The 15901-nt window shown below is 71.5% G+C and carries 15 protein-coding genes; 8 read left to right on the forward strand and 7 right to left on the reverse strand.

Going from position 1 to position 15901, the window contains the following annotated elements; genetic code table 11:
• Window positions 1–75 precede the first annotated feature (75 nt).
• Entirely contained in the window at window positions 76–900 is an 825-nt protein-coding gene (locus tag ACZ7P3_RS23110) for a lysozyme (RefSeq protein ID WP_472084523.1), read from the reverse strand.
• A gap of 229 nt (window positions 901–1129) precedes the next feature.
• Here ACZ7P3_RS23110 and ACZ7P3_RS23115 point away from each other — a divergent pair, with 229 nt between their 5' ends.
• Window positions 1130–1621 carry a MarR family winged helix-turn-helix transcriptional regulator gene (locus ACZ7P3_RS23115; RefSeq protein WP_472084525.1) on the forward strand — a complete coding sequence of 164 codons (492 nt, stop codon included), beginning with the start codon at window positions 1130–1132 and terminating at the stop codon, window positions 1619–1621.
• A 19-nt stretch (window positions 1622–1640) separates the two neighbouring features.
• Here the strand turns inward: ACZ7P3_RS23115 and ACZ7P3_RS23120 are convergent, their stop codons facing one another.
• Window positions 1641–2429, reverse strand: a complete 789-nt coding sequence (locus ACZ7P3_RS23120) for a protein phosphatase 2C domain-containing protein (RefSeq protein ID WP_472084527.1) — start codon at window positions 2427–2429, stop codon at window positions 1641–1643.
• Between the two features lie 385 nt (window positions 2430–2814).
• On the opposite strand from ACZ7P3_RS23120, the gene ACZ7P3_RS23125 reads away from it, so the two are divergent.
• From ACZ7P3_RS23125 to ACZ7P3_RS23145, 5 genes are read left to right on the forward strand one after another with little or no spacing between them, the layout of a single operon-like run.
• The gene (locus ACZ7P3_RS23125) at window positions 2815–5820 is read left to right on the forward strand and encodes a sensor histidine kinase (protein WP_472084528.1); all 3006 of its coding nucleotides are present in this window, start codon (window positions 2815–2817) and stop codon (window positions 5818–5820) included.
• Window positions 5817–6350 carry a roadblock/LC7 domain-containing protein gene (locus ACZ7P3_RS23130; protein WP_472084530.1) on the forward strand — a complete coding sequence of 178 codons (534 nt, stop codon included), beginning with the start codon at window positions 5817–5819 and terminating at the stop codon, window positions 6348–6350. The genes ACZ7P3_RS23125 and ACZ7P3_RS23130 overlap by 4 nt, the downstream gene beginning before the upstream one ends.
• A 5-nt stretch (window positions 6351–6355) precedes the next feature.
• The gene (locus tag ACZ7P3_RS23135; protein ID WP_472084531.1) at window positions 6356–6772 is read left to right on the forward strand and encodes a DUF742 domain-containing protein; all 417 of its coding nucleotides are present in this window, start codon (window positions 6356–6358) and stop codon (window positions 6770–6772) included.
• On the forward strand, window positions 6753–7400 hold the full coding sequence (locus ACZ7P3_RS23140) for a GTP-binding protein (RefSeq protein WP_472084533.1): 648 nt from the start codon (window positions 6753–6755) through the stop codon (window positions 7398–7400). Before ACZ7P3_RS23135 ends, ACZ7P3_RS23140 begins: the two co-directional genes overlap by 20 nt.
• A 29-nt stretch (window positions 7401–7429) precedes the next feature.
• Window positions 7430–8683: a styrene monooxygenase/indole monooxygenase family protein gene (locus ACZ7P3_RS23145; RefSeq protein ID WP_472084535.1), complete on the forward strand. Its 1254-nt coding sequence runs from the start codon at window positions 7430–7432 to the stop codon at window positions 8681–8683.
• 304 nt (window positions 8684–8987) lie between these two features.
• Here the strand turns inward: ACZ7P3_RS23145 and ACZ7P3_RS23150 are convergent, their stop codons facing one another.
• The 5 genes from ACZ7P3_RS23150 to ACZ7P3_RS23170 form a co-directional block, all read right to left on the reverse strand.
• Complete coding sequence (locus ACZ7P3_RS23150; protein ID WP_472084537.1) at window positions 8988–9755, reverse strand: alpha/beta hydrolase family protein; 768 nt, start codon at window positions 9753–9755, stop codon at window positions 8988–8990.
• A 436-nt stretch (window positions 9756–10191) separates the two neighbouring features.
• Entirely contained in the window at window positions 10192–11295 is a 1104-nt protein-coding gene (locus ACZ7P3_RS23155) for a C40 family peptidase (RefSeq protein ID WP_472084539.1), read from the reverse strand.
• Window positions 11296–11407: 112 nt separating this feature from the next.
• Window positions 11408–11713: a hypothetical protein gene (locus ACZ7P3_RS23160; RefSeq protein ID WP_472084541.1), complete on the reverse strand. Its 306-nt coding sequence runs from the start codon at window positions 11711–11713 to the stop codon at window positions 11408–11410.
• Window positions 11714–11717: 4 nt separating this feature from the next.
• On the reverse strand, window positions 11718–12374 hold the full coding sequence (locus ACZ7P3_RS23165) for a TetR/AcrR family transcriptional regulator (RefSeq protein ID WP_472084543.1): 657 nt from the start codon (window positions 12372–12374) through the stop codon (window positions 11718–11720).
• A 305-nt stretch (window positions 12375–12679) separates the two neighbouring features.
• Window positions 12680–13618 (reverse strand): AurF N-oxygenase family protein, encoded by a 939-nt coding sequence (locus ACZ7P3_RS23170; RefSeq protein WP_472084545.1) that lies wholly within the window; start codon window positions 13616–13618, stop codon window positions 12680–12682.
• A gap of 123 nt (window positions 13619–13741) precedes the next feature.
• Between ACZ7P3_RS23170 and ACZ7P3_RS23175 the strand changes: the two genes are divergently transcribed.
• Window positions 13742–14851: a ferritin-like domain-containing protein gene (locus tag ACZ7P3_RS23175; protein WP_472084547.1), complete on the forward strand. Its 1110-nt coding sequence runs from the start codon at window positions 13742–13744 to the stop codon at window positions 14849–14851.
• A gap of 175 nt (window positions 14852–15026) precedes the next feature.
• A complete protein-coding gene (locus tag ACZ7P3_RS23180; protein WP_472084610.1) occupies window positions 15027–15896 on the forward strand; it encodes a hypothetical protein in 870 nt (289 codons plus the stop codon).
• Window positions 15897–15901 lie beyond the last annotated feature (5 nt).

Below are 15901 nucleotides of genomic sequence, written 5' to 3' on the forward strand. Positions count from 1 at the left end.
TGCCGTCACCCGGAGCCGGTCCGGTCACCAGATGCCGTCACCCGGAGCCGGCCCGGTCCGAAGGAAGAGCCCTGGCTAGCCGTTGGCCAGCGCCTGGACCCGGTCGAGTGCTCCGTTGAACTTGTCGTGGTCCCCGACGGTCGGGCCGGAGGACGTGTACTGCCACATGGTGTAGTACGGCCATCCGGCCGGCAGTGTCCCGGGGTCCGAGGCGTAGCGGGCGATCCACAGCGGGTTGGCGGCGGCGAAACCGCCGTAGTTGCCGGTGCACTGGGTCCACCAGCTGGCCGCCGTATAGAGGACGGCGTCCCGGCCCGTGCGCGCCTTGTAGGTGTTCAGGAAGTCGGCGATCCAGCCGACCATCGCACTGGCGGACTTGCCGTAGCAGGCGGCGCCGTACGGGTTCCACTCGATGTCGAGTGCGCCGGGCAGGGTCCTGCCGTCCCTGGACCAGCCGCCGCCGTGGTCGACGAAGTAGTTGGCCTGGGCCGCGCCGCTCGTGGTGTCCGGGGTGGCGAAGTGGTACGCGCCGCGGATCATGCCGACGTTGTAGGAGCCGTTGTACTGCTGGGCGAAGTAGGGGTTCGTGTAGTAGGTGCCTTCCGTGGCCTTGGTGTAGGCCCAGCGGACGCCGCTGCTCCACAGGGTGCTCCAGGCGACGTTGCCCTGGTAGCCGGAGACGTCGACGCCCTCGGTCTGGGTGGCGTCACCGGTGCTGGGGGTGCCGCTCTGTCCGTCGTGGGCGAGGACGCCCATGCCCATGCGGGCGGAGCCGCGGGTGGGGGTGGTCGCGGCGTGGGCGGTGGTGAGGGGGAGAGTCAGGGAGAGCGCCGCGAGCAGGGCCGTGACGAGGACGGTGAGAGGACGCGGGCGGATGGAGCCGGGTCTGTGCACGGGCATGGCGTGCCTCCGGGGAGTGGGGTGGGGGGAAGCGTGCAGAGTCCGCTGACTACTGGACGTGCGCATGCCATTAATTGCCTGATAAAGAAGCTACGCACGTAGATGACGGCGTGGGAAGGGGGTCCGGGCGCTGCCGTTGGTCTACGCCTGCGAAATACTTACGGAGCTGCGGCAATGGCGGCGTTTGACGGAAACTTTCAGGACTGCGAAACCGGGCAGGGGTGCTGACGTGCACGAGGACGAGAACGGCGACCGGCATCACGTCACCGGTCAGGTGACACCGACTGGCGCAGACCAGGAATTCCTGTCGCTGGAGCGCGAGTTGAGCGTGCTGCTCAGGCGGGCCCGGGCCAGCCAGGGCGAGATGGCCCGCGAGGTCCACCCCGACCTGGAGTCCGCCGCCTACGGCCTGCTCATCCGCCTCGACGAACTCGGCGGCCAGCGCGCCACCGAACTCGCCGCGTACATCGGCGTCGGCAAGGCCACCATGTCCCGCCAGCTGCGCGCCCTGGAGGAGCTGGGCCTGATCGCCCGCACCCCCGACCCGGCCGACGGCCGCGCCTGGCTGGTCACCCTCACCGACGAGGGTCGCCGCCGCGTCGGCACGGTCCGCGAGGCCCGCCGCGCCCGCTACGTCCGCCAGCTCGCCCACTGGGACCGCCGCGAGGTGTCCGAACTGGCCCGGCTGCTGAACCAGTTGAACCGGGTCATGGAGAAGTAGGCCGAACCGCCCGCGGGCCTCAGCACTCCACGTACACCACCGTCGCGTCGTCGTGCGTCTTGCTGCGGCCCAGGAACGCCCGCTCCTCGCGGTCCGCCGCCTCCAGCTCCCGCACCCGGTCGACCAGCCGGCGGGCGCCCTCCTCGGCGACCAGGCCGAACAGGTCCGCCCAGTCGCCCTCGTGGAACTTCTCCGTCCAGCGGGACGCGCCGTCCGTCAGCGCGGCCAGGGCGCGCACCTCGCGGCGGGGCACGCTGCCGGTCACCGCGCGGGAGGCGACCGAGGGGTCGGCCGCGGCCGTGAAGAACCCGCCCTCCTTGTTGCGCAGCCGGGCGTCGACCAGGGCGTCGGTGGCCAGGGCGGAGCGCGGCAGCCGGGCGAGGCGGTCGTCGAGGACCGGACTGACCGTGCCGTCGGGGGACTGCAGGAGCAGTACGGAGTCGGACAGGACCAGGTACTCCACGACGTCCGCGGACCAGCGGGTCAGGACGACGGTTGCCTGGGGGGTTCGCGGGTGAGAAAGCTCACAGGTTTGTGCATGGGCTGCGGCGGTCCGCCCGATCGCCCGCGAAAGAATCTCCGGGAGCGTCAGATCTCGGCAGGAAACGGTCAGTTCGGTCAGCGCGCCGCCGAGCCGCGCCGTGAACCACGGAACGGAATGCAGACACCCCGTCCCGTCCCGCGGCGGGGTCACCCCGTCCAGCAAGATCACGCAACCTCCCTGACCGGAGGCGGGTAGTCCGACACCGGCGAAGTCCTCGTTGGGGCGGGTCGCGTCGCCGGGTTCCGAAACGAGATCAGTGCGCATCCGGTCAGTCTGCACGACCCCTTCACAGGCTTCGCCAAAGGCCGGCAAGCGTCGCCGGGCAGACACGCTCCCCCAGGTCAGGCGCCTGATTTGGGAGTAAATGAGGGGCTCCGGGAAGACGTGGTGGCGAATACTGTCAAAGCCTGCCGTGCGCGTCCAACCGGCCCGCCGTGCAGGGGCGCCGCACGCGCCACAGGAACTTGCCCGCCAACTCCCCTCCGATGTTCACTCCTTCGGGTGGCGGGTCAGGTGATGCGCGACCACTGCCCACCGGCGCTGGGAGGGTCGGGAACCGTACGAACGCGGGTGTACGCACCACTTGGCACCAAGACCACGGGGCGCCACCCGGGCCCTTGGGTAGACGAGTTCAGGATTGCGAGCACCGGTGCAGAAGAAGCGGCCTCGGCGCACAGGCAGGCAGACGGCCCCCGAGGGGGCCGCCGAGCAGACCCCCGTGGGCACCGGCCGCCCCACCCATGTGCGCACCCGGCTGATCGTCGCCGTGGCCGTGGTGGCCGCCGCCATCGCCGGCGCGGGGGCACCCGCGCTGCTCACGGCCTCCCAGGACCTCAATGACTCACAGGACCTGGTGACCCTGGCCGCCCGCACCCAGGACGCGCTCGCGCTCGCCCACTCGCTGGCCGACGAACGCGACGAGGTCACCTCCTACGTCGCCGCGGGCCGGCCCAAGTCCAAGGCCCCTTCCGAGGACCGCAGCGCCCGCGTCGACCGCCAGGTGGAGGACCTGCGCGCCGACACCGACACCCCGGCCTCGCTGCGCGCCGGCCTCGCCGACATCGGGGCCCTGCGCCGCGCCGCCCTCACCGGCCGGACGAACGCGCTCCAGACCCACCAGGCCTACTCCGCCACGATCACCGAGCTGCACCGGCTCGCCGACGACCTGGCCGAGCAACTGCCCCCGCGGGCCGGTTCCGGCGCCTACGCGCTCGCCGAACTGGACTCCGCCGTCCAGCAGTCCGCCGCCGCCCGCGGCCTGCTGCTGGCCGCGCTGAACGTCCCGGCCACCAGCCGGACGGTGATCAACCCCGCCACCGGCCTGGCCGCCACGGTCACCACCCCGACCGAGGCCGACCGCAAGCAGCGCGACGCGCTCACCGCGGCCGCCCAGCAGGCCCGGCTGCGCGCCGACGCGGCCCTCGCCGACTTCCGGGAGACCGCGCCCAAGGCGGCCGTCGACTCCTACGCCTCCACGGTCACCGGACCCGAGGTCAACTCCGCCGAGAAGTACCTGGCGTCGCTCACCGACCAGCCGACGCTGAACGACAGCGAGGCGACCACCAGCACCAAGAAGCTGGACGCGGCGCTGTCCGCCCGCGTCGACCTGATGCGGGGCGCGGAATCGGCCCTCTACGACCACCGCACCAAGGACCTCGCGAAGCTGAGGGACGACGACGTCACCGCCCTGGAGATCCGGATCGCCGTCCTCGGCGCCCTGATGCTGGTCGCGGTCGGCATAGCCACCGCCATGGCCCGCACTCTCACCCGGCCGCTGTCGGTCCTGCGCCGCGGCTCGGCCCGCCTGGCCGGGGCCGAGGACCCGGCGGTCCAGGAGCCGATCGCCTTCACCGGCCGCAACGACGAGTTCGCCCAGGTCGTCCGCTCGGTCAACGCCCTGCACACCCACGCCGTCGCCCTGTACGAGCGCGTCAGCACCCTGGAGACCGACCGCAAGCACCTGGTCGGCCAGCGGCAGAAGATGGCCGACGCCCGCGAGGAACTGCGCGCCGAACTCGCCGAGTCGGCCGCCCAGCTGGAGCGGCTGCGCACCAGCATCGGCGGTACGTTCGTCAACCTCGCCCTGCGCACCCTGGGCCTGGTCGAACGCCAGCTGGCCGTCATCGAGGGCCTGGAGGAGCGCGAGCAGGACCCCGAGCGTCTCGCCACCCTCTTCAAGCTCGACCACTTCGCCACGGTGATGCGCCGCCACAGCGAGAACCTCCTGGTCCTCGCCGGCACCGAGCACGTCCAGCAGCACCACGGCCCGGTCCCGCTGGTCGACGTGGTCCGGGCGGCGGTCAGCGAGATCGAACGCTACGAGCGCGTCCGCATCGCCGCCCTGCCCCCGCACGCCCACGTGGCCGGCTTCGCGGCCGACGACCTCTCGCACCTGCTCGCCGAACTCATGGAGAACGCCACCTCGTTCTCCCCGCCGGACCTGCCCGTGGAGGTCTCCGGCTGGCTGCTGGAGAGCGGTGAGGTGATGCTGTCGGTCCAGGACGAGGGCATCGGCGTGGCGGCGGACCGCCTCGACCGCCTCAACTCCCGCCTGGCCGAGTTCGACCCCGAGTCGCCGTACGACCAGGAGGGCGAGGAGGGCCTCGGCCTCGGCCTGTACGTCGTGGCCCGCCTCGCCCACCGGCACGGCGTCCGCGTCCAGCTGCGCGAGCAGAAGCAGGGCGGGGTGGCGGCGGTCGTCGTCCTTCCCCAGCCCCTGCTCACCGAGGCCCCGTCCGCGGCGGCCCCGCTGCCCGCCGTCCTCTCCGACACCACTCAGACCATCTCCCTGCCCGGCGCCGACGCCGAGGCCAACTCCAACGTCCTGCACGCCCGCTCGAAGCACCCGGACCCCCTGGTGGCCCTGGCGGAACGGACGGCCCGGGAGGCGGAAGAGGCGGCCCCGGAGGCGGAGCGGCCGAGCCCGGAGCCCGGGAGTGCCGCGCCGCGCGCCGAGGCGGATGCGGTGGCGGATGCTGCCGGGCCGGGGCACCGGGGTGTCGAGGCGGACGCCGCCGGGCCCGGACACCGGAGTGCCGGGACGGACGTCGCCGGGACGGACGTCGCCGGGCCGGAGCACGCGAGCGCCGAACCGGACGCGGCGGCAGGTGCGGCCGGGTCCGAGCACGGGAACCCCGAGGCGCACGGGAACTCCGAGGCGCACGGGAACCCCGAGACACACGAGAACACCGAGACCGAGGCGCACGGAAACACCGAGGCGCACGGGCGGGCCGAGGCCGCGGAGCCGGGTTCCGCGGAGTTTCCGGCCCGGCCGAAGGAGCCGCTGGAGACCTTCGCCGAGACGACGATGGAGCTGCTGCTTCCGGAGCTTGCGGCCGCCGACGGTGAGGAGCCCCCACCGGGGCCACCCGCACCCGACGACGAGAGCGGCACCGGTGGTGCGGGTGGGAGCGAGGACGCCGACGGCGAAGCCGAGGCGGTCACCAGCAAGGGCCTCCCCAAGCGCACCCCGAAACTCACCGGCCCCGCCCAGCCCCCGCGCCAGCGGACCCGCTCGGTGGACGCCGAAGCCCTCCGCCGCAGACTGGGCGGCTTCCGCCAAGGAGCACAGGCCGGCCACCGAGACGTAGAGGCAGAGATCACAGCACGCACCGAACAAGCCACGGGGGGCACAGCCGAGGAGGCAAGCAGTTGACCGCGCCCAGTACCTACGGCCTGAGCAGTGAAGCCCGCAATCTGCACTGGCTGCTGACCAACCTGGTCGAGGAAGTACCCGGCATCCAGTCCGTTGCAGTCGTCTCCTCCGACGGCCTGCTCCTGCTCTCCTCCGACCCCGCACTCCGCCACGCCAGGACCCGCCCGAGCGAGGGGATTCCCGCGGCGGCGCCCCGGGACAGGCGTCCGGCCAGGGGCCCCCGCGGCTCCTCCGCCGACCTCGCCACCATCGTCTCCGGCATCGGCAGCCTCACCATCGGCGCCGCCAGGCTCATGGAGTTCGGCGGGGTCAAGCACACGATGATCGCCATGGAGGAGGGCAGCCTCTTCGTGATGTCGATCAGCGACGGCTCGCTGCTCGGCGTGCACGGCTCCGCGGAGTGCGACATGAGCGTGGTGGCGTACCACATGGCCCTCTTCGTCGGCCGCGCCGGCCATGTCCTGACTCCGGAGCTCCGCAGCGAGCTCAGGAAATCCCTGGAGGCCGAGTCGACCGGGAGCACCCGATGAGCGCCATGACCAACAGGCATCAGCTCCCCGTGCGCGGCGGCGGCCGCAAGCCCGCGCGGGTGCGCCCCTACTCGCTCACCGGCGGCCGTACCCGCTTCGGCCACGTCCTCCTCGTGGAGACGTTCGTGGCCAGCACGGCGGCGCTGGAGGCCCCCGCGGAGCGCAGGGAACTGACGAACGGTCCGCTCACCACCCGGGTCATGCCGGAGATGCGGGCCATCGTCGAACTGTGCCGCCGTATGCGCACGGTGGCCGAGATAGCCGCGCTGCTGAGAATGCCGCTCGGCGTGGTCCGGGTCCTGCTGAGCGACCTCGCGGACCAGGGAAAGATCCGTGTGTACGGCACCGGGACCGGTCACGGCACCGGCCGCCCGGACCGCGTTCTGCTGGAAAGGGTGCTGAGTGGACTCCGCCGTCTCTGACGCCACCGGCGTCACCCCCCTCGTCGCCGGTTTCGCCGAGCCCGACGAGGACCTGAAGGCCTGGCAGAAGGACCGCGACCGGGCCCCCGTCGCCACGAAGATCGTGATCGCGGGCGGCTTCGGCGTCGGCAAGACCACCCTGGTCACCACCGTCTCGGAGATCACGCCGCTGCAGACCGAGGCGCTGATGACCGAGGCGAGCGAGGGCACCGACGACCTGTCCGCCACGCCGGGCAAGCTGACCACCACGGTGGCCATGGACTACGGCCGCATCACGCTCGACGACGACCTGGTGCTCTACCTGTTCGGCACGCCGGGCCAGCAGCGGTTCTGGTTCATGTGGGACGACCTGGTGCGCGGTGCGATCGGCGCCGTCGTGCTGGCCGACACCCGCCGTCTGAAGGACTGCTTCCCCGCGCTGGACTACTTCGAGAGCTGCGGGCTGCCGTACGTCGTCGCGGTCAACCACTTCGACGACAGCGAGCTGTTCGAGCCGGAGGACGTGCGCGAAGCGCTGACGATCCCCGCGCACATCCCTGTCATGATCATGGACGCGCGGCGCCGGATCTCGGTGATCGAGACCCTCCTGGCCCTGGTGGGCCACGCGCTGGACGAAACCCCCGAGTAGTCCCCAGTCCCCGTAGGAGAACCACCCGCATGCGGAAGATACTCGTCGTCGGAGCCGGCCAGTCCGGTCTCCAGCTCGCCCTCGGCCTGCAGTCGCACGGCTACGAGGTCACCCTGATGTCGAACCGGACCGCGGACGAGATCCGCGCCGGCCGGGTCATGTCGACGCAGTGCATGTTCGACACGGCACTGCAGCACGAGCGCGATCTCCAGCTGAACTTCTGGGAGTCCCAGGCCCCGAAGATCGAAGGACTCGGCGTCTCGGTCGCCGCCCCCGGCTCGCACGACCCGGGGCCGACCCAGCGGGCCATCGACTGGGTGGGCAGGCTGGACGGATACGCCCAGTCGGTCGACCAGCGGGTGAAGATGGCCGGCTGGATGGAGACCTTCGCCCAGCGCGGCGGCCAGCTGGTCATCCACGGCGCGGCGGTCGGCGACCTCGACTACTTCTCCCGCACCTACGACCTCGTCCTGGTCTCGGCCGGCAAGGGCGAGCTGGTGTCGATGTTCGGCCGTGACCCGGAGCGCTCCCCGTACGCCGAGCCGCAGCGCGCCCTCGCGGTGGCGTACGTCCACGGACTCGGCCCGCGCCCGGAGCACCCGGAGTTCGACGCGGTCCGCTGCAACCTGGTCCCCGGCGTCGGCGAGCTGTTCGTCATGCCGACGCTCACCACCTCCGGCCGTGCGGACATCCTGTTCTGGGAGGGCATACCCGGCGGCCCGCTCGACGTCTTCAACGGCGTCAAGGATCCGGCGGAACACCTCTCCCTGACCCTGGAACTCATGGAGACGTTCACTCCGTGGGAGTACGCGCGGGCCACGAAGGTCGAACTGACCGACGCCGGTGGCACGCTGGCGGGCCGCTACGCCCCGACGGTACGGAACCCCATCGGCCGGCTGCCCTCCGGCGGCCTGGTCCTCGGCGTGGCCGACGTGGTCGTCGCCAACGACCCGATCACCGGGCAGGGCTCCAACTCCGCGTCCAAGTGCGCGGCGGCCTACCTCGCCTCGATCCTGGAGCGGGACGACAAGCCGTTCGACGAGGAGTGGATGCGGCAGACGTTCGACCGGTACTGGGCGACCGCGGCGCACGTGACCAAGTGGACCAACGCCATGCTGGCACCGCCGCCGGAGCACATCCTGAACCTGATCGGTGCGGCCGGCCAGCTGCAGCCGGTGGCTGATCGTTTCGCCAATGCCTTCAACGACCCGTCCGACTTCGAGAACTTCTTCTACGAGCCGGAGAAGACGGGCGCCTACTTGTCCTCGGTCACCGGGGCGTGACGGGCCTCTGACCCGGGTTCCGACCGTCATCTGTCGTTGTCGGCAGACCTCGGACGGCCCACGGACGGCCCCGGCGACGTCCTCTCCGGGGCCCTCGGTGTTCCGGTCGTTCAGCTCCCTGGGCCTTATGACCTCGAAAGTCCTTCGTCCGGTCGTGTTCGCCGCTGTTGCTGTCAGCGGTCGGTGTCAGGAGCAAGAGCGGGCTCGACACACAGCTGCGGAAGGCGTGCTCCGGTCGCCTGCGTGACGAGCAGAACCGCTGTGGCGGCGCCCGGCCGGCAGCCGGACACCGCAACCGCCCACGTCAGGCCGACGCGGTGACCGCACCGCCGAAGTGCCGGGCGAAGAACCGCACCGCGCTGTCGGCCTCGAACCTGGGCAGCTCCTTGTGCTTGCCAGAGTTCACGTGCAACGACTTCTCCTTGGAGGCGAAGGCGTCGAACAGCGCGAGACCCTCCTCACGCGAGATGTGCTCATCGTCCCACTGCAGGTCGAACTCGATCGGGATGGTGATCCGCTTCGCCTTCTCGGCCAGAACGTCGGGCCAGTGCTGACCGAAGACCGCAGCGGTGATCCTGGGGTCGATCGCCACGAACGGTATGCCGATCGCGGTGCCCATGTTGATGCCCCAGAAGCCGACCGGTCCATCAGTGCCGATCTCCGGGAGCTCCTGGAGGGCGTCCAGGGTCGCCTGGTACTCGGGCACGGCGAGCTCCGCCAGGTGGGCGTTGTAGCGCACGACGATCGGGCCCTCCGGCTCGCCCGCCGCCCGCGCCCGGAACAGCTCGGTGATCTCTGCCTCGTCGTGTGCCGTGCGCGGCCGGTCGCCGTGACCCGGTGCGTCGATGACGGCGACGTGAAAGCCGTAGCCAGTCACCAGGAGCTTCGCCCGGCCCGCCATCGCCGGGTGCTTCTTGTGGTTGCCGCCGCCGTGGGCCATCAGGATCAGAGGCGCGCGATCGGACGCATGGGAGGCCGGCGACCAAAGGACGCCGGGGACCTCGGCCACGGTGAAGTCGCGTTCGAGGATGCCGTCCGACGACGATTCAGCGGTGAACTGCAGAGAGTGCATGGTGTTGCCTTTCGGGAGTGCCTTGTTGTCGAGGCGCTCCCGGCGACACCTACGTCAATCGCCGGCCATGACGGGAAGGGGGAGCACCCACGTCGATACAGCGTTCATGGGTCTCACCTCCTCCGGTGGCGTCACGGTCAACCGGAAGCTACCAGCTTGATCATCATCCCTTCAACCCTTTTCCCCGCCACGTGATCACCACTCGGACAGACCCTGGCCCGGCCCCCACCGCGCCACTGTACGAACGACCTGGACGCCATGGGCCGCGTCTGCTCGGCTCTGCCCGGGGCGATGGTGTGCAGGATGGGAGCACCCCGCGAACGCCGCTACGGACCCGCGGACGGGAACGGTGCCCCCTCCATCCCGGTGTCGGCCGACTGCCGGCGGCCCGTGTGGGGCGTCCGATGCAGTTCCCGTCCCCGGCCGGCGTTGCCCGTCACAGTCGGGGGCCGTCGGGCGTTCGCGGCCGTCCCGGGGGCGGGGCGCCGCCGGCGGGGTCCCGTGGCTCCGGGCGGTCGTCCGGGCGTACGGCTCCGAGGACGGGATAGGAGGCCACGGGCGAGAGTTTGACCTTCTCGCCGGTCCTCGGTGCCTGTACGACCTTGCCGTCGCCCACGTACATCGCCACGTGCGTCGCCTCGGGGAAGTAGACGACCAGGTCGCCGGGGCGGAGGTCGGTCAGCGGGATCCTCCGCAGCCGGGACCACTGTTCCTGGCTGGTGCGGGGGATCGGGGTGCCCGCGTGGTCCCAGGCCTGGGAGGTCAGGCCCGAGCAGTCGTAGGACCCGGGGCCCGTCGCGCCCCACCGGTACGGCTTGCCGATCTGGTCCATGGCATAGCGGACCGCGCGGTTCCCCTCGGCGGACGGAGGACGGCCGTCGTCGAGGGCGCCCGAGGCCGTGAGCTGCTGCTGGGAGTCGGTGACACCCTGCTGCTCCAGCCTGGCCACCGCACCCAGTTGCTCCGGGGTGAGGGTGGCCAGGAGCCGTTCGACGTCGGCGAGCCCGGCCGTCACCTCGTCGCGCTCCTTCTTCTGCCGGTCGGCGAGCGTGAGCTGGGTGTCCAGGGCCGCCCGGGCCGCTCTGGCCAGCGCGTCCTTCCTCTTCTCGGTACCGGTCAGCCGGGCCACCGTCTCGGCGCGCTCGCGGGCCAGCCGGCCGATGACATGTCCCTCGTCCAGCGCGTGCTGCGGGTCGCGGGCCAGGAGCAGGCGCAGGTAGGGGGAGAGGTCGGTGCTGTTCTGGTACTGCTGCCGGGCCAGCCGCCCGGCGTCGGTCCGGCTGCCCTGCAGGGCGAGCCGGGCGCGGGCCAGCTCGCCGTCGACGCGGGCCACCTCGGCCCGCTGCCGCCTGAGCTTCTCCGCGGTGCCGTTGTAGGTCTCGGTGGCCTGTTCGGCCTGCCGGTACAGCCGCTGAAGATCCGTCAGCAGCTGGGACACGGACCGCTGCGGGGCGGGTGCGGCCGTCGCGGGCACGGGTACGAGGACGGCCTGGACCGCCACCGTGGCCGTACACGCCAGACGCAGAAGCGCTCCTGACACGTCATCACCTCCGGTGCGGAGCGTGCGGACCTTCCGCCCGCTGCCGCATCGTGATAATCAGACGTGTCTGCCCGCTGCGCGGAGCATGTGTGCGCCGTCCGGCGCAACCTTCTCACCCGGTCGGGTCACCCGGGTTGCCGGACGCCGTCCTGTCCGGCTTGGACCAGGGCCATCTGACGCGGCTGCCGCCCTGCGCCCCCTCGGGGTCGTACCGGTACTTCCACCCCTGCACCAGGCCCAGCTTCTTGCTGTGCCCCCTCGGCACGCGGCGGTAGACGAGCACGGTGGGCGGGCCGCCGGCCGCGTCCGGGACGGGGATGCGATACGTCTTCGGGGGGTGGCCGGTCATGCCCAGCAGCACCGGCAGCACCCGTCCGTCCATGGGGCCGCCCTCGAAGGGGGTGTCCTGACTCTTCACGGCCTCAGTCTCGGCCATCCTCGGCGAGCGCGCCGACGAGGGCCGCCGTCTGCGGGTCGCGCCCCGCGGTCACCGAGAGGACGGCCACGAACTGCTCGACCAGCCAGTCGCGCAGCTCGTCGGCCGGGGGCTGCTTGTCCTCGTCCAGCCAGATCAGGGAGGCCGCCTCCACCGCCGTGATCCACATCCGCACGGTCATCCGCAGGCGCGGGCCCGGCTCGCCGACGCCGAGATGGCTGAAGATGTGCTCGGCGGCGGCCCGGCGCACCCCGTCCACTATGGCCGTGGTCCGGGAGGTCTCCACCACGCTGCCGCCCTGGAGCAGTGCGCTGAAGCCGGTGTCGTGCCCGTCCACGAAGGCCAGATAGCGGTCCAGGACCCGGGACAGGCGGGACAGCATGGGACCGTGCCGGGGCTCGTCGAAGCAGCGCTGGAGTTCCTCGGCGGCCGACCTGAGCGCGGCCTCGTACAGCTGCTGCTTGCCGCCGGGGAAGTACCGGTACACCAGCGGACGGGAGACGCCGGCCGCCTCGGCCACGTCGTCGAGCGAGATGTCCTCCGGGGCGCGGTGCGCGAAGAGGGACAGCGCGGCGGCGAGGAGCTGGCTGCGACGCTCCTCGACGCTGAGCCGACGGTAGGCGGGGGTGGCGGCCGGGGTCATGGACGGCAGCCTAATCGCCGCGGGGCCGTGGGGCGTCGGCGGCCGCGGGCCGCTCGCGCGGTTCCCCGCGCCCCCTCCCGCCGGGACACGCAGCCGGCCTCAAGCGGTGCGGGGCCGCACGACGTGCGGCTCCGCCGAGCGGACGGAAAGGGCCACGATGCCCCGGTGGCTCCGACGGCCCCGGTGGCTCCGGTGGCCCCGGCACGCGATGGCCCCGGCGGCCTCCCCAGCCGCCGCGCCCGCGGCCCGGTCCGGGCCGGCCGTCCCGGAAGCCGCCCCGACGGCCGTCGCGTCCGCGGACCGTGTCAGGCCAGCAGGCCCGATGACCTCCACAGCCGTCGTCCCGCCCCCCGCAGCACCCCGATGTCGTCCAGGAAGTCCGTCAGCCGCTTCGCGCCGTTCTGCATGACCTCCCGGCGGTGGCCGCTCGCCTTCACCTGGGCCATTGCCTCCCGCTTGTCGAGGCCGACGTTCGTGTACACCTCGGGGTTGACGAAGGCCACCGAGAAGATGCGGGCGAACTCGCCGGACGTGACCCGGGTGAACTCCTGCGACCACTTCGGTGCCGTCAGCATCTGGCGGCGCAGCTCCTCGCGGGCGTAGCGCACGTGGCGGGCCTCCTCGACCACGTGGATGCGGGTGACCCCGCGGATCAGCGGCTGCACCCGCTCGTCCGGGAAGGTCAGCCGCTGCATCCAGTCCAGCACCTCCTCGCCGAGCAGCGTGGCCGTGAAGGAGCCGGGGGTGGTCGAGATCGTCTTGAACAGGCGGCCGAGGTTCAGGTGGGCCCGGCTCACCGGGTACCAGGGGGCGTCACCGCGGGCGATCAGCCGCGCGAACATCTTCGAGTGCCGGCACTCGTCCTCGATCTCGGTGAGGGCGTAGCGCACGTGCGCGCTCGTCGCCGCCTTGTCGTAGATGTGCCGGACGAGCAGCTGCATCAGGATCAGTTCGAACCAGATGCCCAGCGAGGCGAGCGCCGCGGACTCGTGCTGCGACAGCAGGATCCGCTGCTCCTCGCCCATCCGCCGCCACAGCGGTGTGCCGTACAGCGACACCAGCTCCGGCGGCCAGAACCACTTGCCCTCCTCGAAGGGGGCGTCCCAGTCCAGCTCCTTGTCCGGGTCGAAGGAGTGCTTGGCGGAAGAGGCGAGCAGCCGTTCGGCCACCTGTTCGCGGTCCTTGAGCAGGCCCAGCGCGTCGCGCAGTCCCTCCAGCGCGTCCGCCTCCGTCAGGGTCGTCATGGCTCCCTCACCTCGTTACCCGGGGTTACATTGTCCATCTCTTATGAGACTGCTTGTCAGCAAGGTCGTCAATCCCTTGCACATGACTTGTTGACTCGGCGTCTACGTGTGAGCCTGCGAAGTATGCCGACCTACGACCTGTACGCCAACGAGCCCCAGGACTCCCCCTGGCAGGTGCCCGCGACCGGCGCGGCCCGGTTCAACTGGGAGTACGACGGGGGCCGGGACCGCTTGCTCGCCCTGTACCAGAAGGGCAAGGACAAACAGTGGGACGGACGGACGCGCATCGACTGGGACCTGGAGGTCGACCCGTACGACCCGCTCGGCACCCCCGACGAGGCCATGGCGCTCTACGGCACCCCGTACTGGGCCAAGCTCACCGACAAGGACAAGGGCGACCTGCGCCGGCACTACGCCTCCTGGCAGTTCAGCCAGTTCCTCCACGGCGAGCAGGGCGCGATGATCTGCGCGGCGCGGATCGTGGAGTCGGTGCCCGACCTGGACGCCAAGTTCTACTCGGCGACCCAGACGATGGACGAGGCCCGGCACGCCGAGATCTACGGCCGTTTCCTGCAGGAGAAGATCGGGATGCTCTACCCGATCAACGACAACCTCCAGTCCCTGCTCGGCGACACCCTCCGCGACAGCCGCTGGGACATGCCCTACCTCGGCATGCAGGTCCTCATCGAAGGCCTGGCCCTCGCCGCGTTCGGCATGATCCGCGACACCACGGACAAGCCGCTGCCGAAGCAGATCCTCGCCTACGTCATGCAGGACGAGGCCCGGCACGTGGCCTTCGGCCGCATGGCGCTGCGCGACTACTACCAGCAGCTCACCGACGCCGAACTCCGTGAGCGCGAGGAGTTCGTCATCGAGGGCTGCTATCTGATGCGCGACCGGCTGCGCGGCGTCGAGGTCCTGGAGAACTTCGGCATCCCCCGCGAGGAGGCCGGGCGGCTCAGCGAGAACTCCGAGTTCCTCCAGCTCTTCCGGCGGCTCCTGTTCAGCCGCATCGTGCCCTGCGTCAAGGACATCGGCCTGTGGGGCAAGCGGCTCCAGAAGGCCTATGCCGACATGGGGGTCTTCGAGATGGGCGACTCGAACCTGGATCTGCTGATGGCCCAGGACGAGGAGATCGCCGAGCAGCTCGACGCGGAACGCTTCGCCACGGAGGAGCGGGCGCGGGTGGCCGAGGTGCAGCAGGCGATCGAGTCGGGGGCGGCCGAGGCGTAGGAGACGGCCGAGGCGTAGGAGGCGGTCGAGTCGGGGGCGGTCGAGGCGTAGGAGGCGGTCGAGTCCGGGCTGGTCGAGGTGCAGGAGGCGGTCGAGTCCGGGGTGGCCGAGGCCTGACCGCCGGCCGGGCAGGTTCCGGCCGGTCGGCCGGGTGCAGTAGCGTGCTGGCGTGTCCATGCCTCCGCCTCCGCCGCAGCAGCCGTACCCGAACCAGCCCCAGCAGCCGCAGTACCCGTACGGCCAGCAGCCCCCGCAGGCCCCCGGGCCGTACGGCCAGCAGCCTCCGCAGGCCCCGGGCCCGTACGGCTCCCCGTACCCCCAGCAGCAGCCGTACCCCGCGCAGCAGCCCTACCCGCAGCAGCCGTACCACGGGTGGGGCGTGCCGCCCATGGGGCCGCCGCCGAAGAAGCGCCGGCTCGGTCTGGTGCTCGGGATCGTGGGCGGCGTCGTCCTCCTGCTCGTCGGAGGTCTGGTCACGCTCGGTGTGATCGGGATGAAGATCGAGGCCGGATTCCCCGAGGCGAAGAACAAGCTCACCCTGCCCAAGACCCTGCTCGACCAGAAGTACGACCTCGCCGAGGACCTCTCCGACACCGAGGGGCAGAAGATCGAGGACGACGTGGACGGCTCCTGGGACGCCAAAGTCACCGACTCCGTGATGGGCCGTTACAGCCCGGGCGGCGAGGCCGCCAAGGGCACCCTCGTGGTGTCCGGCCTCTACGGGCGGTTCCAGAACACGGCCCGGGGCCGCAACGGCATGCTCAAGGGGGCCGGCGAGGCCGACGGCGTGACGGTGGCGGTGCCCAGGAAGGACCTCACCCCCTCCGGCGCGGACACCACCATCAGCTGCGAGGTCGTGGTCCAGAAGCAGTCCGGTGTGACGCTCACCTACCCGGTCTGCGCCTGGGCGGACGGCAACACGGCGGCCATGGTGGCCGAGATCGGCACGAGCGCCCTGACGGCCTCCTCCGCGGACGTGGACCTCGATGCCGCCGCCCGCAACACCGCCCAGGTCCGCACGGAGATGATCAGGCCGATCGGCTGACCGCA

This window comes from Streptomyces sp. NPDC107581 (assembly GCF_055657175.1).